19 protein-coding genes are annotated in these 19,794 nt (G+C 26.1%); all 19 read right to left on the bottom strand.

Annotation, left to right across the window (positions count from 1 at the left end):
* Positions 1–44 precede the first annotated feature (44 nt).
* On the bottom strand, positions 45–1,106 hold the full coding sequence (locus tag BN2409_RS13365; RefSeq protein ID WP_330375460.1) for a M24 family metallopeptidase: 1,062 nt from the start codon (positions 1,104–1,106) through the stop codon (positions 45–47).
* A gap of 161 nt (positions 1,107–1,267) precedes the next feature.
* Entirely contained in the window at positions 1,268–1,897 is a 630-nt protein-coding gene (locus BN2409_RS13360; protein WP_053957115.1) for a hypothetical protein, read from the bottom strand.
* 6 nt (positions 1,898–1,903) lie between these two features.
* A complete protein-coding gene (locus BN2409_RS13355) occupies positions 1,904–2,401 on the bottom strand; it encodes a prepilin-type N-terminal cleavage/methylation domain-containing protein (protein WP_053957114.1) in 498 nt (165 codons plus the stop codon).
* Between the two features lie 5 nt (positions 2,402–2,406).
* On the bottom strand, positions 2,407–2,820 hold the full coding sequence (locus BN2409_RS13350) for a type IV pilus modification PilV family protein (protein WP_053957113.1): 414 nt from the start codon (positions 2,818–2,820) through the stop codon (positions 2,407–2,409).
* 13 nt (positions 2,821–2,833) lie between these two features.
* Positions 2,834–3,286 (bottom strand): pilus assembly FimT family protein, encoded by a 453-nt coding sequence (locus BN2409_RS13345; protein WP_053957112.1) that lies wholly within the window; start codon positions 3,284–3,286, stop codon positions 2,834–2,836.
* A gap of 16 nt (positions 3,287–3,302) precedes the next feature.
* A complete protein-coding gene (locus BN2409_RS13340) occupies positions 3,303–4,952 on the bottom strand; it encodes an S-layer homology domain-containing protein (protein WP_053957111.1) in 1,650 nt (549 codons plus the stop codon).
* Positions 4,953–4,975: 23 nt separating this feature from the next.
* The gene (locus BN2409_RS13335) at positions 4,976–6,145 is read right to left on the bottom strand and encodes a hypothetical protein (protein ID WP_053957110.1); all 1,170 of its coding nucleotides are present in this window, start codon (positions 6,143–6,145) and stop codon (positions 4,976–4,978) included.
* 4 nt (positions 6,146–6,149) lie between these two features.
* Entirely contained in the window at positions 6,150–6,554 is a 405-nt protein-coding gene (locus BN2409_RS13330; protein WP_199873030.1) for a PilN domain-containing protein, read from the bottom strand.
* Positions 6,555–6,705: 151 nt separating this feature from the next.
* Positions 6,706–7,605, bottom strand: a complete 900-nt coding sequence (gene pilM, locus BN2409_RS13325) for a type IV pilus biogenesis protein PilM (RefSeq protein ID WP_053957108.1) — start codon at positions 7,603–7,605, stop codon at positions 6,706–6,708.
* Between the two features lie 11 nt (positions 7,606–7,616).
* Entirely contained in the window at positions 7,617–8,021 is a 405-nt protein-coding gene (locus BN2409_RS13320) for a type II secretion system protein (protein ID WP_053957107.1), read from the bottom strand.
* A gap of 15 nt (positions 8,022–8,036) precedes the next feature.
* Positions 8,037–9,233 (bottom strand): type II secretion system F family protein, encoded by a 1,197-nt coding sequence (locus BN2409_RS13315; protein ID WP_053957106.1) that lies wholly within the window; start codon positions 9,231–9,233, stop codon positions 8,037–8,039.
* A 124-nt stretch (positions 9,234–9,357) separates the two neighbouring features.
* Positions 9,358–11,238 carry a molecular chaperone HtpG gene (htpG, locus tag BN2409_RS13310; RefSeq protein ID WP_053957105.1) on the bottom strand — a complete coding sequence of 627 codons (1,881 nt, stop codon included), beginning with the start codon at positions 11,236–11,238 and terminating at the stop codon, positions 9,358–9,360.
* Between the two features lie 137 nt (positions 11,239–11,375).
* Positions 11,376–13,553 carry a vWA domain-containing protein gene (locus BN2409_RS13305; protein WP_053957104.1) on the bottom strand — a complete coding sequence of 726 codons (2,178 nt, stop codon included), beginning with the start codon at positions 13,551–13,553 and terminating at the stop codon, positions 11,376–11,378.
* Positions 13,540–14,058, bottom strand: coding sequence for a PilW family protein (locus BN2409_RS13300; protein WP_053957103.1), 519 nt, complete (start codon positions 14,056–14,058; stop codon positions 13,540–13,542). Before BN2409_RS13300 ends, BN2409_RS13305 begins: the two co-directional genes overlap by 14 nt.
* Positions 14,059–14,074: 16 nt before the next feature.
* Positions 14,075–16,174: an S-layer family protein gene (locus BN2409_RS13295; RefSeq protein ID WP_053957102.1), complete on the bottom strand. Its 2,100-nt coding sequence runs from the start codon at positions 16,172–16,174 to the stop codon at positions 14,075–14,077.
* A gap of 11 nt (positions 16,175–16,185) precedes the next feature.
* Positions 16,186–16,962 (bottom strand): type IV pilus modification PilV family protein, encoded by a 777-nt coding sequence (locus BN2409_RS13290; RefSeq protein ID WP_053957101.1) that lies wholly within the window; start codon positions 16,960–16,962, stop codon positions 16,186–16,188.
* Positions 16,963–16,976: 14 nt separating this feature from the next.
* Positions 16,977–18,149: a type 4a pilus biogenesis protein PilO gene (gene pilO / locus BN2409_RS13285; protein WP_053957100.1), complete on the bottom strand. Its 1,173-nt coding sequence runs from the start codon at positions 18,147–18,149 to the stop codon at positions 16,977–16,979.
* Positions 18,146–18,697, bottom strand: coding sequence for a PilN domain-containing protein (locus BN2409_RS13280; protein WP_053957099.1), 552 nt, complete (start codon positions 18,695–18,697; stop codon positions 18,146–18,148). The genes pilO and BN2409_RS13280 overlap by 4 nt, the downstream gene beginning before the upstream one ends.
* 9 nt (positions 18,698–18,706) lie before the next feature.
* Positions 18,707–19,762, bottom strand: a complete 1,056-nt coding sequence (pilM, locus tag BN2409_RS13275) for a type IV pilus assembly protein PilM (RefSeq protein WP_053957098.1) — start codon at positions 19,760–19,762, stop codon at positions 18,707–18,709.
* Positions 19,763–19,794 lie beyond the last annotated feature (32 nt).

The raw sequence follows: 19,794 nt of genomic DNA, 5'->3' as shown, positions 1-19,794 counted from the left end.
ATATTAAATTTATTGTGCTATTAGATATTATCTACTAGTATGTCTTATAATTCAATAAGTTTTTTTGAAGATTTTGAAAGAATTTCACAACCTGCCTCTGTAACAAGTATCAAATCTTCAATTCTTACTCCTCCGAACTTAGGAATATAAATGCCTGGTTCGTCTGTAACAACCATACCTGGTTGAAGAATAATATTTCCTTTAGGAGATAATGTAGGTTCTTCATGAATCTCTAATCCAACTCCATGTCCTAAACCATGTCCAAAATTTTCTCCATATCCTCTAGATGAAATGATCTCTCTTGCAATTTGATCTATATCTAGTCCTTTCATACCCGGTTTTATTGCTGCTAAAGCATTTTCTTGTGCTTCTAAAACAATATTATAAATTTCTTTTTGTTTAACATTTGCTTTTCCTAATACAATGGTTCTTGTCATATCAGAACAATATCCATCATAAATACAACCAAAGTCCATGGTAATAAAGTCTCCCTCTTCTATTTTTTTAGAGGATGCGACTCCATGAGGAAGAGAAGATCGAATTCCTGAAGCTACAATGGTATCAAAAGATAATGAAGATGCACCTTTTTTCTTCATAAAAAATTCTAATTCCAAAGCTACCTCATTTTCTGTCATTCCTGATTTTATATATGAACAAACATGTTTAAAAGCTTCATCTGCAATAGATGCAGCTTTTCTTATAGATTGAATTTCTTTTTCATCTTTTATAATTCTTAAATCATTTATGATTCCTTGAATGGGAACAAGATTGATTCCATTCAAATTTTTTTTAAATTCTAAGTATTGATCATATGTAATAAAATCATCTTCAAATCCTATGTTTTTAAGATTTAATTTCTGAATAATAGAATAAATATTATGTTGATAATTATGTTCTAAAATATCATAATCTATACATTGTTTAGATGCTTGTTGTATATATCGAGAGTCTGTAATAAATATGGCTTGATCCATTGTAATAAGTACATATCCATGGGTTCCAGTAAAACCACTTATGTATCTTCTATTTTCAGGTTTGAAAATTAGGATACCTTCTAAATCTCTTTCTTGTAGAACACTTCTTAATTTAGAAATTCTATGTAACACCAAAATCCCCCCCTAAGAAATATATCCATCTATTTCCCAAAATACTAAAGAATCTCTCCTTTTAATCCTATAATATGATAACATAATTTTAGTATTTTGAGTAGAATTTTTCATAGATGAATGCTTGAATGGATCTAAATTTATTTTATTATACCCTATTTTTATGGAAATTTTTCATCTGATTCATAGAACTGAAAATATTCTTGTATTTCTAATGGATGTATTTGAATCATAGGCAATCCTTGTAGATCTTTTCCAATGATCTTTTCTTGAGGGAATAATACTATGGCTTTTATTTGTTTTTTCGAGCGATTATAAATGCCTAAGCTTTCAACAAATATACAAATAGACTCATGAGATTTTTTACATAATATACGTGTTTCATAAGAGTGGGTAAGTTTATAGTTGTGAAAAGGATTAGATTTCTTTTTTTTATAAGATTTTATTTGTGGGATAAAGTTTTTACAAATATAATCATGTAAAATAGGAGGATGATAATCTATCGATATATTTTCATCCATAGATTGTATATAATTTCTTTTGTATTCTTTCAAATCTTTTAAATACAAACAAACAATTTCATCTATTTTATTTGAGCAGTAACATAATCCTTCATCTACTCCAGATTCTGCAAGATAATAAGCTTTGATGCTATCTAAATATGAAGAAATCATATAATAATGATTAAAAAACAATGTAGTACTTAAAATAAATAAAACCAATAAAAGCATACCAATCATAAAAGCGCCTATACTAATGGTTCCTTCATTTTGATAGATATAATTTTTCATAAGAATCTACCTTCCATTTATTCTTAATTGAATAGCTTCATGATGGTATTGTCCAAATACTTCTATCTTTACAAGTTTTTTTGGAATAATTTCATACACAGAAACTTTTTTTATATTTTCTATGAAAACGTTGTTTTCATGATCTTTATTGCTTCTGAGCTCTTCTTTACTTTTATGAAAATATAACAAAGTGTGACGGGAATTTATTTTATGACCACTTAAATCTATAACTCCTATTTTATTTTCACGACTTTTTATTTCAAAAACTTTTTTTTGGGAATCATAGATAATTTGTTGTTGATTACATTCTCTTAGATTGCTCTGTATGATCCATAAGGCTTCATGAACATTTTGCTGATCATTTAAAATTTTTAATTGCTGGTTACAATTTTTAAGTTGAAATAAAAAAAAGTATGTAAAGGATCCTATAATGATAGAAAATAAAGTGAGCGATAATAATGCTTCTATTAAAGTAAATCCTCTATCATTTTTTATATATTTCATTTTTTTTACTCCTTTGAGAATGATTCATAATCATCTTTGTATTTTTTAGGATCCATATAAGATGACAATTCATACTTTTCTTTTGTTTTATGATCTGCAATACGAAAATGGATTTGTATAATACCCTGTATATGAGTTTGTTCTGCTATAATTTTTATTTCATAAGACTGTAAAAAAAATTTCATCTCTTTTTTCATAAAATCATCTAGAGAATATGAATGATTTTCTATGGAAATATTTCCTGATGCTTTAACTTCCTCCATATAACTTTCTGCTAAGTTCCCCAATTCATACTGAACTTTGCTTTTTTGATAGAGTGTATTTATTTGCAAACATAAAGGGAATGTAGTTGTAATCATAAAGCTTAATAGAGTTAAGGAAATTAAGACTTCTATGAAAGTAAAACCCTTTTTATTCATTATTAAAATCTCCTTAATAAATATTAGATATTACTATTTTTCCTGTTCCTATCATGGTTTCAATTTTAATTTTATCTTTTTTAGTATTCATAATAATAAATTTCCCATAAGAAGTCATTCCTCTTCTATTGTAAATAATTTTACGATTACAATTTTTTTCTTGCAAATCAAATTTTATAGAAGGATGAAATTTTTCTATAAAAATAATTTTTCCAGGTATTTTATTTTCTCTAAGACGAAAACCTCTTCCTTCACATACAGATTCTACACAATAGATATTATATTCATCTCTACTTAAATGTTTGGCTAATAATAAGGTACTTTGAATTTTTTGAGCAGTACTTTCTAATATTTTTCTTTCATAAATCTTAGAAGTCGCAGGAAATACAATACAAGAACATATTCCCATGATGAATAGAACCAATATAATTTCAATGAATGTAAATCCTTTTTCTTTTGTATTCAATGAAAACCCTCTATTCTTATAGTTTATTATATGCTTGCAATGTATACAGCATATATACTGCTTCTGCCCTTAAGATGTATTGCTTTTTTCCATGTAAACTCTTTGAACGAGTATATTTTTCATAAAGTATTTTTTGTGCAATATCATCCCAATTAAAATTTTCATTTCCTAGTAATCTTTGCATGATTTTTTCTATTTCCCCATAAGTCATAAAAGAATTAGAATCTACTATTTCATTTACAAAAGAAATATCATCTGATTTTTTGATTCTTTTTAATAAAGCTATAAACTCTTCTTCTGTGATAGGTTGATTGGGTTTGAAAGTTTGATCTATGTATCCGTATATATAATGCCTTCTGACAAATGAATAAATTTCTTCTTTTGCCCAGTGGGTTTGTATATCTTTTAAATGGGGATACATAGGATCATCTAATATAGCATATATTCCTCCTTTATAAGAAACAGGTGGAATATATGTAGATATAGTATTTTCATCTATTTTGCTATAGAGGTATCTCCATTCTCCATGAATAAATTGATAGATGCCTCCTGTACCATCTCCATAGTATGTAAAGCTTAAAAGAACTGGTTTTTTAAAAGAAATTTGATCTATATCATTTTTAATTTTAATTTCATAGGGTGTACTCATATATTCATAATGTGTATTTGAATTTTTAAACCAAGAATAATCCTTTTTTTGCAAGGAGAAAAAAACTTCTTCATAAAAAGTTCCTGGAAGAATAGACAAAGTGACATTTTTATCTAAATTCTTTATATCTCCTCCTTCTATTTTTATATTTGTATAATTACTATTTTCTTTTATATATTCTAGATTTGCATTTTGAAAAGAGTGTATATATCCTTTTTTAAATCCATCTTTATATCCTACTAAAAAAGCATCTCTATATACAGAGGATTCTTTTAATAAATGAAAATTGAATATGATTTCATCATCTTTAGGAAGAGAGTTTTTCCAATTATTATTTTTATTTTTTAAAAAATCAATTTTTCCATAAGTTTGTCCAATGTGATGTCCTGTTTGTGTTCCATGAAGAATACCATTTTCTTTTGAAAGTTTTTGATCATCTATATTTTCCATTTGAAAAGCATATATATAATTTTGTTGATAAGCTATTTTATAAGAATCAATAAAGCTTATTTTATATTCTTCTCCTGTATTATTTAAATCATATGTTTGAAGGATATCTATAGAAGAAGGAATCTTTCTTTGATAGTCATTGGTTTTATGATGATAAAAATCTTCTTTTCCATGAATGGTACCAAGCAATCCTCCAAACCATTCGCCATGTTCTACTCCCAAATTTGAGGATGTTTTTTGTTCATATTTATTTTGAGATATATTTTTGTATCCCAAGTAGAATCCATCTTTAAAGCCTTTTTTAAAATCATTTCTATGGGTATTTGTTTTTTGATTGAAGTAATCCTCTTTTAAGATATTACTTTTTTCATTTTCAAAAACTTCTTCCCAGTTTGTATTTTGATCATAATTTTTATCTTTTTGTTTGTAGAGTTGGCCTATAATTTTTCCCATTGTTTTACCTTCTTCATAGGATCGGCTTGTATTTTTTTCATCATAAGTAAATCCTAAAGAGGGGATTAAAATGACAATTCCTAACAATAAACAAAATCCTCTTATTTTTTTCATATATGAGCACTCCTTTTAAAATACTATTCACAAGTAATTGCTAGATTGTCAAATAAAAAGTTTCCTTTCACTGTAGAATCAAAATTTATACTCTGCATATAAATCCTCTCTACAGTAGCTGGATAGGAGATTTCTGCAGGAAGATTATGTTCTAAATATCTCCACCCTGTCCAATTGATTGTATCTGCTAAAGGAATAGAATAGATTTTTCCATTTATATCTTTTATGACAATCCCAATTTTGTGATTATTTTGTTGAAAGGAATATATAGAAATTCCTAATTTTCCTTTATTAGAAATGGATATTTTTTTATCCTCATATACTACATTTGCAATACTATTTCTTGAAGGACTCATAAAATCATAAGTTACTTTTAATGAATAATTTCCTTCTTCTCTTTGAGAAGATTTTTTAATAGTTCCTTGTATATTTGCATTTGAACCTATGAAAAAAGTATTTATGTTTTCAAATCCATCTAAAAGAATTTTTTTAGAAATATTTGGCTCTTGTTTTGTTTCTTGTACAGTAAGATTCATTTCTTTACTTTTAAGAACTTGCACTTCATCTATCTTTATAGAAGGTGAAAAAGGATCTTCTTTGATAGAATCTATTTCTTTAAAAACTTCTTGATCATGTTGAAAAGAATCTTTCATAGGTACAGATAAACTATAAAAATTTAATGAAATGGATATGGATAATGTGTGATCTTGGATACTTTCTATTTGGAGTTTATCAACAACTATTTTCCTTTTATATTCTCTTATTTTTTTCAAAAAAGTTATTAGATCATTATAATTACATTGCATTGGAAGAGTTACTTTCATACAATAGATTTCTTGATTTTTTAATTTCTCTTTTTTCTCCTTTAAAAATTCAATAGAATCAAATTCTACATTACTATTTTCAAGAATCTCATTTAAAACTGTAAGAATATAATCTTGTTTAATAGATAGAAAGTATTGATTATTTCCTTTTTGTATTTCTTTATTTAACTTTTCATATTCTTTATCAATCATTTCTTTTTGATTTAAAATATTTTTTCTTTTTTCTAGTTTTTCTGTATGATCTTGTAGTGTTTCTTTTAAAAAATTTAGCTTACCTATTTGGGGAGAAAAAATATAAAAGTAATAAAAAGAAAAAACAATCAGTAGGATGAAAGTTTTTATGAGTAAGGTCTTTCTTTTTAAATTCATGATCTCAAAACTCCTTTATAGAAAAAACAAGAGTAAAATCATAATTCCCTCTATTTTCAATATTAGAGATAAATATTTCTTCAAAACAATTTGTAGCTTCTAAATTATGTTCAAACTGTGCGATAGCTATTTGAGTTGTAGCAAAACCTTGTATTTTAATTTCTTTAGAATTCATTTCAATAGTTTGAAAAAACAAATTGTTAGGAACCATATTTTTAAGAGTATATAATAAACAATCATTAACCATATCTTTATTTTTTATATATAATTTAAAATCATTGAATTCATCTATACGAAGTTTTAACTTTTTCATATTTTCTTTTTTCTTCTGAATCATTTTTATTTCTTCATAAGAAAGATTTGAAATTTCTTTGTCAACATACTGTATTTGATGACGGATTTTTTTCATATAGGAAAAATTAAAAAAAGGAACGATTAAGAATATAATTATAAAAATCAGCATCATCATATAAAAAATTATTTTTTTGATATGTTCTTTTCTGTAATCCTGTAAGTGCATAGTAAAAAAGTTAAAAGCATTCACCTTTTATTCCTTCTTTCTATTTTCTAATCATTGCACCTATGGCGTTGATATATCTTTTTATGTCCATATGAGAATCTAAAGATGCTATTTTTATATGATCGATAGAATTCATTTCTTCTACTAAGATTCCAAAATATTTTTCAAGACTTGCTTTCATATGAATGTCATTTGCTTTGCCTCCTATCAAATAGATTTTATGAATTTCATTTCCTAAATTTGTACTACTGTGATAGATAAAAACTCTTTCTATTTCATCTATCCACTGATTTTCATTGTAGGACAGTGTTTTAGTTATTTGAAGAATTCCTTTGTAAAAAATATATATGTGAATCCATTTGTGACCTAAATCTAAAACGGCTATTGTTTCTTGGTTATGAATCAATATCTGATCTAAATAAAACAATTTGCAGATAGAGTGAAAATGGCTATCTAATAAAAGAGGCTGTAATCCAAGATTTTTTCCTAGTTCCCAATAGTCTTTTATAAAAGATTTGGGTAAGCTTGCTAGAATCATACGGCTTTTTGGAATACCATCTATAGATAAATCTTCTAGTTTTTTATATTGTAGGATACGTTCTTTTAATAAACTGGGGAATTTTTGTAAAACTTCATATTCTATCATTTGGGATAGCTGTTTAGAGGGTGCATATGGCAAAATGATTTGACGAGTAATCATCTCTTCGCTTTCTATTGTAAAAATAACTTTTTTGATTTTAATATTTTGAAAGGACAAGGTACTATGCAAAGCTTCTTTTAATTTTATTGGATCTATAATTTTTCCATTTAAAATGCAATTGCTTGGCGTAGGAATACAAATAGCTTGCTCAATGATAATTGTATTTTTTTTATATTTTCCTATGACTATTTTTGTACTGTGATTTCCTATATCTATAGATAAAACACTCTCAAAAATCACTTTCTCACCTCTTATGGATTATCTTTAGGATATAATTTTTCTCCTAGCGTGCCATTCTTGTCATAATGAATAAAAATATTTTTATTTTCATCTATTTTTACTCTAAAAGCTGTCTCTCCAGTTTTTTGAGGCTTTGGAATCGTTTCAAAATATTCTTTATAAGCTACTTCGCCTGATACTTTTTCGCCATTTGCACTGGTTATAAGATCACTAAAAGTTTCTTGCGTATCTATAGAATATAATCTAATGGCATTCACAATGGTTATGGCTGTAGCTTCATCTGCTTTATGAGCTGCACTTTCTTTGAATTTTCCAAAGAAAGGTGTACTGATAGAAGCTAAGATACCTATTATGGCTAATACGATAATTAATTCTAATAAAGTATATCCTCTTTGGTTGTTTATTTTTTGATTCACTTGATTACCTCCCCTCTAAGATATGGTGTATACCATATTGAATAAAGGCAACACGATGGATATGCTTATAAATCCAATAATGATAGCCATGATTATAGTCATACATGGTTCAAATAAAGCAATCATTTTTTGTACCCCTAATTCTATTTCTTCATCATAAAAATCGGCCATTTTATCTAAGATAATATCTAATTGTCCAGAAACTTCACCAATATTTACCATAGATATAAGTATAGTAGGAAAAAATGATGTATTCATCATAGCTTCTTTTAAACTTTTTCCACTCATGATATTTTTGGAGATAGTATTGATATATTTTTTTACATCTGAATTACGAATCACATTTTTTGTTATTTCTAAAGCTTTCATAAGAGGTATTCCACTAGAAAGAAGAATCCCTAGTGTTCTTGCGAACTTATAAAATATAATTTTTTTAATGAGTGTTTTTACAAAAGGTATTTTTAAGAGTAGGTGATGAAATATAGATTTTCCGTTTTCTTTATGAAGAAATCGCTGGATTATATAGACCCATAAAATGCATAAAAATAAAAAATTATATTTATGTTTCATATATAAATGGCTTATCCATAATAAGATTTTAGTAGGAATAGGAAGAGGAATATTTTCTTGTTTAAATATTTCAATAAATGTAGGCATTACAAATTGAACCATAAAAAAACTTACGAAAATACATAAAAAAAAGAGGATCATAGGGTAAAACATAGCTTTTTTAATTACTTCTTTTGTTTTTGTTTCTTTTTCATAATATAAGGATAAATTTTTTAATATTTTTTCTAATTGTCCAGATATTTCTCCTGCTTCTATCATATGAATAAAAAATTCAGGGAAAAATTTTTTCTGTCTTTCCAATGATTGTGAAAAAGACATACCTTTATTCAAATTTTTTATAATATATTTGATTGTATCCTTAAATTTTTTATTTTCTATTTGTTCTAAAATAGATTCAATGCTTTGCAAAATAGGAATTCCTGCATGGATCATAGTAAAGAGTTGTCTGCAAAATACAGATAAATCTTTGGAATGAAATTTATTTTTAAAAAGATTGATTTCAAAAAATATAGGAATTATTTTTATAGGATAATATTTTTTTTGTATCAATATATTTAATACTTCATTTTTATCTTTTGCATAATAAGTTCCTTTTTTATTTTCTCCATCTTCAGTAAGAGCTATATAACGATAGTTAGGCATGAATCCACCTCTTTGAAATTACAACATTTTGTATTATATTTAAATCTTTACCATATTATAAAATTTAATACATAAAAAAACACTATCATGGATATATTTTTGATAGTGTTTTTTAGAAATTCAATTATATCATTAGTTTGCAGATATTGTTTGTAAATTCTACAGGATCATTGATTGCTAATCCTTCAATAAGCAATGCTTGATTATATAATACATTGGTATATACTTTTAGCTTTTCTTGATCATGATCAAAAGCTTCTTTTAGAGCTTTAAATACTTCATGATGAATGTTGATTTCTAAAACTTTTTCTGCTTTAATTTCTTGATTGTTTGGCATAGCATTTAATATTTTTTCCATTTCGATTGTTAATTCCCCATCTGTAGCAAGACATACTGGATGGTTTTTCAGTCTTTTAGATGGTCGAACATCTGTTACTTTATCAGACAAAGCTTTTTTCATAAATTCAAAGATTTCTTTGCTATTTTCAATTTCAGGGTTTTCTTCTTCTTGTTTCTCTTTTTCTTCTATACCTAAGTCTCCACTAGATACAGACTTGAATTCTTTTTCTTTATAATTCATCATCATACGAACAGCAAATTCGTCTACATCATCTGTAAAGTATAAAATTTCATAGCCTTGGTCTGATAGAAGTTCTGTTTGAGGCATTTTATCTATTCTTTCTACAGAATCTCCAGAAGCATAATAAATATATTTTTGATCTTCCTTCATTCTATTTACATATTCTTCTAAGGTAACCATTTTCTTTTCTTTTGAAGAATAAAACATTAATAAATCTTGTAGTATCTCTTTGTTTTGTCCAAAATTTTCATAAACTCCATATTTGATTTGTCTACCAAAGTTTTTATAGAATTCTTCATATTTTTCTCTTTCATTTTTTAGTAAAACTTGTAATTCACTCTTAATTTTTTCTTTAATTTTTTTAGCAATGATCTTTAATTGTCGATCATGTTGAAGTATTTCCCTTGAAATATTTAAAGATAAATCTTCAGAATCCACCATACCTTTTACGAAGCTAAAATAATCTGGTACAAGATCAGAACATTTATTCATAATTAATACGCCATTTGAGTATAATTCTAATCCCTTTTCATACTCTTTTGTATAAAAATCATATGGCATTTTTTCTGGTATGAATAATATGGAATTGTATCTTACTGCCCCATCTGCTTTCATATGAATATAGCTTAGGGGTTTGTCAAAACCATAACGTTTTTCAGAATAAAAGTTTTCATAATCTTCTTTGGTAAGCTCGTTTTTATTTTTACGCCACATTGGCACCATGCTATTTATAATTTTTTCTTCTATCATGTCTTCATACTCATCTTCTGAGCCTTCTTTTAGTTTACTTGTAGTAATATCCATTTTAATAGGATATCTAATAAAATCTGAATATTTTTTGATAATAGATTTTAATCTATACTCTTGCAAAAATTCTTCATATTTTTCATCTTCTGTGTCTTCTTTGATTTTAAGAATAATTTCTGTTCCAATATTTTCTTTTTCATATTCTTCGATGGTATATCCATCTGCTCCTGTTGATTCCCATTTATACCCTTGATTGCTTCCTAATGCTTTACTGATTACCACAACAGATTCTGCAACCATAAATGCAGAATAAAAGCCTACGCCAAATTGGCCTATGATGTCAAATCCATCTTTTAGTTCATTTTCCTTTTTAAATGCAAAGGAACCACTCTTTGCAATTACTCCTAAATTTTCCTCTAACTCTTCCTTTGTCATTCCGATTCCAGTATCGGATATAGTTAAGGTTCTATTCTTTTTATCAGGTGTGATTTTTATGTAATAATCACTTTGATTAAATGTAATATTTTCATCTGTTAATGCTTTATAATACATTTTGTCAATGGCATCGCTTGCATTGGAAATAAGTTCTCTTAAGAATATTTCTTTGTGGGTATAAATAGAGTGAACCATTAAATCTAACAATCTTTTAGATTCTGCTTTAAATTCTTTTTTTACCATTTTCTTTTTCTCCTTTCGTAGAAACTTCTTCCCATGAATTAGCACTCTATTAAATAGAGTGCTAATTATAATTTACCAAATTCATTTTATTTGTCAATTGTTTTATGTATAAAATGGATATTTTCATTTAAATTTTATTATTCTAAATTGGGAAGGGGTACAATATTTACGCTCAAATCATCTGATATTCCCTCAATTTCTACATGATTAACAATACTTATAGGACATTTTTTACTAATAGGATTGAATGTATATACAAAAATATAATTACTATTCATATCATCAATATCTAAATTCATACTATATTGATCATTACCTAAAGAATTTACTTGTATATTTTCTTGAATCAAATGTAATTGATTTTCATGATTTATTTTATAAAGTGAAGCTTTAGGCGTTTGTATTTCTTTTATTTGAGAATCATTATTTTTGTTAAAAGTAAGTATAGCTTTTTTGATTCCTTTTTTATTGGTATGAAATAATACTCCAAATTTTGTCTCATAGCTATTTACAATATTAATGCTATCATCTTTGTTACTTACATTCATATTATTGATGAGAAAGATTCCATGGTTGATAATTTGATTGATTTCATTTTCATAAACAAAAATATCTAATTTTTCAAAAAATCTTTGAGTGTCTTTTCCATTTAAATCTTGATAAGTTATTTGGGTTTGATCTAAAGTATATTTCCCAGTATTTTTAGCTTTTAAAGTAATAAAAAAATCAATAGGTTCAGCTATAAATTCTTTTTTTTCTTTATCCAGTATATAAGAGACACTTCCTATATTTCCTTTAACGGTTTGACCATTTACTTCTAAAGCTTGAGAAGTTCTAATGATTTCAAAATCCTCTGGGAAAGTTTCCTCGTATTCTATTGCATAAATAGGTAAATCACTTCTTATTACATCTGCTAATTCTTGATACACATCCTCTAATGCATTCCCATCTTCTGCTTTTTTATAGTGACCATTAGCAGAGTTAGCAATTTCTTTTAAAATAGATTTATCTGCATCATTACTAAAAGCAATCATATAAGAATAAATATGATGATTACCATTTTTGATTAATTTATTAGCAACTAGCTTTGCATATTCTATATCTTCATATGTAGAATAGTTTCCACCTCCAGCATATCTATACTCCTCAGGAAAGTCTCCATTTTCTATATAAAAATACTGTCTATTTCTATGAATATAATAACTATGAAAAGTAGGTTCTCCATCTGTCATTAATATGATATATTTTTGTGCATCTTTTGAAGATGAAAATTTATAATATCCTTTTCTTAATCCATCGCCTATATTCGTTCCTCCTCTAGATCCAGATACAATTGGATATAAAGATTCAATTTTGTCAATTAAATCATTGTATCTATTTTTATCAGATAATTGAACAGAATCTTGTCCATTTTGAGCATAGCTGTCATAAGGGACCAATGAAATTTTTACTTTTTCTTTTATTCTTTCATCCTTTTGCAATTTTTCTAAAAAGTTTTTTGTAACTTCTTTCATAACATCTATTTTAGGTTTTGTCTTTGTTTTTGTTCCATAACCTATTTTGACATTTGATCTAGTTAGACCTATGACTTTTTTAGAATCCTTATCTAAAGTTGCTATATATAAATAATAAGATTTGTTAGAATTAAAATAATTTCCATTTATATCATGTAAAGCTGGATTGAGCCAAAAATTTTTAGAATAGTAATTTTTTATCCACATTCCTCTAGGATAAAACATCCACCAAGAGTCTGATAAAGTATATAAATCATTTGCATATTTATTGACGATCCAATTTTCTATTTCATTCATATTTTTTTCAGAATAAAATACAAAATATCTCGTATTTTTATTTTCTCCAGTTTCAGGTTTTTTAAATTTTATTCTGTAATCACTAATAAACAGTCCACTATATCTGTTTTGTAATATAACTTCTATATTTTGTGCTGCATTTTTTTTATTAAATTTATTTGAATAAATAGAATCGCCTGGTACAGATGATGAATCTCTTTTATTATATCTAATAAGTTCCTTCATACTTCCAGATGTATCCATAACTAATACAACTTCTTTATCTTTCAAATTATCAATATTAGATACAGGAATAGGTTTAGGTTGTATTTCATAATGAATGGTAAATTCTTCATCTTTTAATATATTTGTATTACTAACTTGACGAGTAAAGTTCATAGGAGCTTCAATTTTAATTAAGTTATTTTTTTCATATGCATAACTGACAGGAATCATAATGCTATAAAGTAAAAGTAAAAAAGAGAAAGTATAAGATAATATTTCAAAAACATCATTTTTTTTCATCTGTATCTTGCCCCTTTATTTCTTTAGAATTTCTAAACCAAAATTGATTCGTAGCTTTATCCTCTTTATTGCCTTTCTTAAAGTATATGGTTACCTTGATTCCGTTTTGAATATCCCTTATGAAAATAGGCTCAATAAAAATAGATTCAATGTATTGCCCGATTTGAGAAAATTCAGTGGAAGTAGTATTATTTTTATAAAACAATTTATGATCTTTACATTTAAAGGTATGTTCTATGGAATTTTTAGGATTGTTTGGATCAGGTGATTTTAGAATTAGTGTATTTGTATTAAATTCAGAGGACACAGATTCCATAGCCTCTTTTTCTATAAAACTCATAACAAATTGTTTTTCAGATTGAATAGATATTTCTTCATGAGAATCTTTAAAAGATCTTAAATTAACAAATAAAAAAGATGCAATCATACTTATTACAATTCCTACAATTCCAAGAGTTACAATAATTTCAACTAATGTAAAACCTTTATGATCTAATTTTTTCATAAAATAAACTCCTTACCTATTTTACAAAGAACCAATTCATCAATTGAATATATTGATCTTTCATATATCCTGATTGAACGATTTTTTCGTCTATATTGCCTTTTAACTCTACATCTATATATGCTATAGAATCTTTGTAATATTCTTTATAAGCTTGGTTATCAAATATTTTATCAAAAAAAATCATATGGTTTTGAATCAATTGAGCTAAAAAGTGTCTATCATGTATGATTGTTTTTTTATTTTTATCATGAATAATAATATCATCTCCTGTGATAATAGTTCCTCTAAAATCTATTGTTCCACTCATATACAATTTTCCTTTTGAAATGATGATTCCATTCACTTCTTGAGATTCTAAATTAATTTTTTGAACTCCCTTAGGAATAGCACATGAATCTCCGTCTTTTCCTATTAAAGCAATATCATTATTTTTATTTAAAAAAATCAATTTATTTTCTTCAGGTTCATAAAAAGATATATTATGAAGGTTTTCAAACTGAATATATCTTTTTATTCCTTGTTTGAAATCGTCTGTATTTTTTTCTAAATATCCTGTATTTTTATTAAATTCATCCTTTTTTTTATTCAATTTTTGTGCTTCATCTTCTACTTTTATATTTCCTGATTTTACAATAGTATCTTTGCCATTTTTGTAAATCACTGCTCCAGAATAAATAAATTCATTAGGTTCAAGATAAATTCCTTCTCCAGACAATCCTGCATCTTTTCCATATTCATCATAATAACATTTAAAATAATCACTTTTATCTTGAAGAAGCATATCTTTTTCCTTTCCAAATTTCATACCATATTTAGAGGCTACTACTAAGGGATCATAATATTCAAATTTTACATTATCAGAACTTAAGCTTTCTTCTGAATCAATTTTTCCGTCTTTTTTTCTTTCTCCATTTTTAATGGGATATGAATAAGCTTTATAGTTTCCTTTGATAGAAATCGATTCTCCTGTTTGATATTTTTTACCTTCATTGTTCATTACATCAATAAAAGATGAACCATGAATCATAATATCTCCTTTAATAGATAAACTTGATCCATCTTTTTTTCCAAGATCTTCTGTATTGATAATAATACTTCCTGATTGATTAGATTTATTGGCATCAGAGCTATCTGATAAAGCATAAAACCCATCTTTAATATCAATATTTGTTCGTAATCCATTTATTTCTAAGTCGTCTAAAGTAAATAAGGAACCATTAATAGAAATATTAGTATCTATAGAATCCTTTTGAGTTAATAAATTTTTTACATATGAATTTCCATGTATTTTAATATTATTATTTTTTCCAGTTACAATGACTCCACCATTATTTTCTCCTCGTACATAGATATCTCCATCAATATTTAATTGAGTATTAGCAAGATCTAAATTCCCATCTGTAGTAATGGCTTTATCCCAAATAATATGGATCATTTGTTTGGATACATTTGTCATAGTATAAAGATTTTCTCCATATTTAGGAATAGTGATTTTATAAGTAGCAACAAGAATTTTTTCTATACCATTTTCTTCATAAGAAGATTGAATTTCTATAGGGAGATATTTTTCTTCATTTTCTTGAATAAATTTTATATTGTTAGATTTTATTATGATAGTAGGATGTTTTTCTTCCTTAATTTTTTTTTGAATTTCATTTATATCTTCTTTAAATTGTTCATGCCATTCTCCTGGTGATTCTTCTAATTTTTTTAATTCATTTGTAATATATTCTTTATATTCATTTTCAAAGCATTCTTGTTTTTTTATTCTTATGTATTTTTGATTAATAGTTCCATCTTCATTAAAATATTCACTTTTTTGCCCTAAAACTATTTTTTCTTTTTCTTGGTTTAAATCTAAATTTTCTATAAATTCTTTAGCTGCTCGATTTCCTTTTTGAATTCCATATTCTATCAATTGAGACATGATAGCATAAGCTTCATCTAATCCTGATTCAGCAAAATAGAAGTTGGTTTTTATCTGACTATCGGTTTTGTTAACTTTATATCCTGCTATGGATAAAGAGAGGATTCCAATACCTAAAATAGATAGTAGACATAAAGTCATAATAACGATCATAAGAGTAGAACCTTGATTGTCTAATTTTTTCAATGGAGTTCCTCCTATTTAAGAAATGTTTTATATCCATTTAGTTCTTTAAGGATTTGACCATTTTTTGTAATGATAATATTAATTTTATATAATCGATAAGCATAAGCACCTAGACTTAAATTTTTATAAACTCCTACCTTTCCTCCAATATTTTCAACGTGTGAATAATCTACTTTTGCATCTTGTGTTTGAAAAAAATATAGATCTAGAGTGGAATTTGCTACTGTATTGTTTGCTTCTATATTGATATTATATTTTTTAGAAGTTTTATAAGTTTCAAATTTAATGAGGATATTTTTTGATTCAATTTCTTCTTTTGTATAAGGAATAGTTATATTTTTTAATTCACCTTCAAATTCAAATAATATTTTATTTTCTTCATGAGTAATACTTATCGTATCTACAAGTGTATCTAAAGTTTCTATAGGTTCATCTTTGTTTTTTAATACAAGTATTTGATCTTCTCTGATTTGAATAGTGGCCAAATAGTTTTCTTTAAATTTAGATTCTTCTATGGGTGTTATATAAATTTTATATTGATATCCAGGTTCTTCTGAATCTTCTCTATATGGATCCATATCTGATGTTTCTGGAAGAATAGGAGCAGATTTAATTTCCTCCATCTTCTTTTGGGCTAATAAAGTAGCTTTTAAAAGATCATCTGATTCTTTTACATTTTTGTGTGCAGACAAAAACAAAGTAATACATGGTATAAGAATTATTCCCAGTATGGCAATGGACAAAATGACTTCTATTAAAGTAAACCCCTTAGTATCTAAGGTTTTCATATATTTCCTCCATTTTATTTTTTATGAATCTTTACTTTCCCTGATTTTTTAGTAATATGAATTCTTGGTTTTTCAAAGTCATCTTCTTGTATTTCAACATAAACTTCTTTATCTGTTTCGTTAAATATTTTAACATTTGCTCCTGAAAAATCATTTGCTCCATTACGATGATGTGTAAATATCAACAAATTAATTTGATTTTCATTAGGAATAAATTCTTCAGAGCTCTCATCTTTAGGGTATGCTTCACGACTTGTTTTATATTTGTAATAATATTGATCATTTTCTTGAGTAAAATAAATCTCTACATTTTCTACTTCATTTTTATCTGCATACACATATGTTTTTCTAGATTCATCTGCTACTTTTCCTAAAGTAAGAGTAGGTAAATCGGAGGTAATAGGCTTTACATTCATAGCAAAATCAAATGAAATTTCTTCTTTTGTAGGAGCAGCATTTTTGATAAAATCATTCCAAAAAGGATTACTTTTTCCGTATTCTCTTTTAAAAGGCCAATCTATTTTTTCATTTTCTTCATGAATCATAGGAATAGAATATATTTCTATAATCATAGTGGCAGACAATTGATTATTTTCATCTCTTACTAAATTTACATTTTTTACAAGCATTCTTTTATCTAATTGATTGATTTTATCAATGAAGTTTGTAATTTGATAATAACTTCCTTGTGTATGAATATTGATTTCCATTTTTTCAATTTCTAGATTTTGATCTTCAGATATAGAATCAGATGTAGAAAATGATTGATTTTTGTAAGTATCTGCAAATTCTTTTAGTACATAAGACTTTTCTTTTTCTTTCTCTTTTTTAATTTCTAAAGGTTTGATTTCAGGTTTCTGAAAGCTAATGGTATGACTTTGAAGCTTTGTTTCATTAAATATTTTATCTAATAAAAGAATATATTTTTCTTGAATTTCATAAGGAAAATATCTATTGGATGTATGGAGTATCTTATCATTAAGTATTTTAAATTCTTCGTCTAATCTTTTCCTTTTCATAAGTTCCACTTCATTTTCATCTATGGTCATTTGATATTTAGCAATTTTCTCTTTAAGATGATTCATTTCTTTTATCTTAGGAGAGATGATCCATATATAAGTACCATAGATAAAAATAAGAATCATAAGAATACTTACTAAAATTTTTTCTCTTTTCGTTAGCTTCATTTTTTCACATCCTTTAGCTTGCAGAGGATGGTAAAGGTATATCCATTTTCTTCATCTGCTGTAATATTGGGAATATGTACATTTTCAAATGTGTCTAAATTTTTTAAATTATGCTCTAATTCTGCAATAGCTGTTCTATTCTTTGAAATTCCTTGAATTTGAAGTTCTTCTAAAGAAAGATTCATAACGTTTAAGGAAATTTCTTCAGGTATTGTATTGGATAAGGTGATGAAGAAATTTTTATGGATAAAAGATAGATCATCTATTTGATCATCTAATTGTATAAGAGTCTTGTAATATTTTTCCATGATGTTTATTTTCTCTTGCTTTTCTTGTATTTTTTGAAGTTGAGCATGTGTTTTTTTAGATTGAATTATATTTTCCATTGTATGAGCTTGTTTTTTCAATTCTTCTATAGTATGGTGATACCAATATATGCTCATAAATAATATACTTATTATAAAGATTCCAATAAAAACTCCATAAGTTTTTTTCTTTTGATATGTTTTTTTTGTATTTATATAAGGAGAGAAAAAATTAAAATCCATTATATACACCTACTTTCTTAACAGAGCTGTACAAGAATTAAAATAGTCTGAAAGCAAAATAGAAGCATCTTTTTTCTGAAATTCAATACTGCTGACTTTTTTTAGTAAAAAGGTAGGAATATTTAAATTCTCTATCAGATATTCTTTCAAATAAGGAATTTTAGAACTTCCACCATATAAATAAATGGAGTCAATTTGTTTCTCTCTTTCCCGGCTGGTATAATATTGAAATACTCTTTGAATTTCTCGAATCCACAAGTCTATAGTTATCTTTATATGTTCATTGACCATATAGGAAGAAGTATTTGTATTGAGTTCATTTAAATTTGCATATTCAATCTTTTTTTGTTCAGCTTCTTTTAAAGATAAGCTAAAGGCATTGGCAATATTTTCATTAATTTCTTTTCCACCTTGAAGAATTAATCGATTAAATTTAAAAGTACCTCGTTCAATAATTGTAATATCTATCGTTTCATGACCTATATCAATAAATGCAAGAGTTTTAGCAAGATGTCCATTTTCTTCATTAATCAATACTTCTTCTTCAAAAGCTTTCATAATTCCATTAAAATGAAGATCTAATGCAATAGGTTTTAATTGTAGAGACTGAATCAACTCTAAATATCTTTCAATAATTTTTTTGGGAAGGGCTACTACTAAGATCCTTTGTTTTTCTATATCTTCTTCTTTGAATGTTTCTAGAATTTTATATTCTACTACATATTGATCTAATTTTACTGGAATATATTTTTCTATTTCAAAATAAATCATAGCATCAAGATCAGATTCTTTTGCATGAGGGAGAGTCATTTCTCTAACAATAGCTGTACTGCTTTGTACTGTACATATAACATGTTTTGTTTTTATTTTATTTTCACTTAAAACAGATTGAATTATCTCTTGAAGAGAAGAAATATTTTTGATATATCCATTTTCGTAAGAATCTGATGGCGTTGAAATCATAAATTGATTTTGTATCCATATATATTCCTTATGCACTTTGCCAATAACTATTTTGGTAGTCATTCTTCCTATATCTATAGATATAATTTGTTTTTTTAGCAAATTTGTCACCTCGTTTATATTTACGGCATAAA

Origin of the sequence: Inediibacterium massiliense (assembly GCF_001282725.1) — a bacterium.
Classification (GTDB): Bacteria; Bacillota; Clostridia; order Peptostreptococcales; family Thermotaleaceae; genus Anaerophilus; species Anaerophilus massiliensis.
Note: the sequence above shows the minus strand (reverse complement) of the source record. Positions and strands in the feature narration are given on the sequence as shown.

Excerpts from the sequence above, each read along its gene's own strand:
- BN2409_RS13340 (WP_053957111.1), bottom strand. The coding sequence starts at position 4,952 with ATGAAAAAAATAAGAGGATTTTGTTTATTGTTAGGAATTGTCATTTTA.
- pilO (WP_053957100.1), bottom strand. The coding sequence starts at position 18,149 with ATGAAGCTAACGAAAAGAGAAAAAATTTTAGTAAGTATTCTTATGATT.
- BN2409_RS13315 (WP_053957106.1), bottom strand. The coding sequence starts at position 9,233 with ATGCCTAACTATCGTTATATAGCTCTTACTGAAGATGGAGAAAATAAA.
- BN2409_RS13335 (WP_053957110.1), bottom strand. The coding sequence starts at position 6,145 with ATGAATTTAAAAAGAAAGACCTTACTCATAAAAACTTTCATCCTACTG.
- htpG (WP_053957105.1), bottom strand. The coding sequence starts at position 11,238 with ATGGTAAAAAAAGAATTTAAAGCAGAATCTAAAAGATTGTTAGATTTA.
- BN2409_RS13300 (WP_053957103.1), bottom strand. The coding sequence starts at position 14,058 with ATGAAAAAATTAGATCATAAAGGTTTTACATTAGTTGAAATTATTGTA.
- BN2409_RS13330 (WP_199873030.1), bottom strand. The coding sequence starts at position 6,554 with ATGAAAAAAATCCGTCATCAAATACAGTATGTTGACAAAGAAATTTCA.
- BN2409_RS13350 (WP_053957113.1), bottom strand. The coding sequence starts at position 2,820 with ATGAATAAAAAGGGTTTTACTTTCATAGAAGTCTTAATTTCCTTAACT.
- BN2409_RS13360 (WP_053957115.1), bottom strand. The coding sequence starts at position 1,897 with ATGAAAAATTATATCTATCAAAATGAAGGAACCATTAGTATAGGCGCT.
- BN2409_RS13280 (WP_053957099.1), bottom strand. The coding sequence starts at position 18,697 with ATGGATTTTAATTTTTTCTCTCCTTATATAAATACAAAAAAAACATAT.
- BN2409_RS13355 (WP_053957114.1), bottom strand. The coding sequence starts at position 2,401 with ATGAAATATATAAAAAATGATAGAGGATTTACTTTAATAGAAGCATTA.
- BN2409_RS13290 (WP_053957101.1), bottom strand. The coding sequence starts at position 16,962 with ATGAAAACCTTAGATACTAAGGGGTTTACTTTAATAGAAGTCATTTTG.
- BN2409_RS13305 (WP_053957104.1), bottom strand. The coding sequence starts at position 13,553 with ATGAAAAAAAATGATGTTTTTGAAATATTATCTTATACTTTCTCTTTT.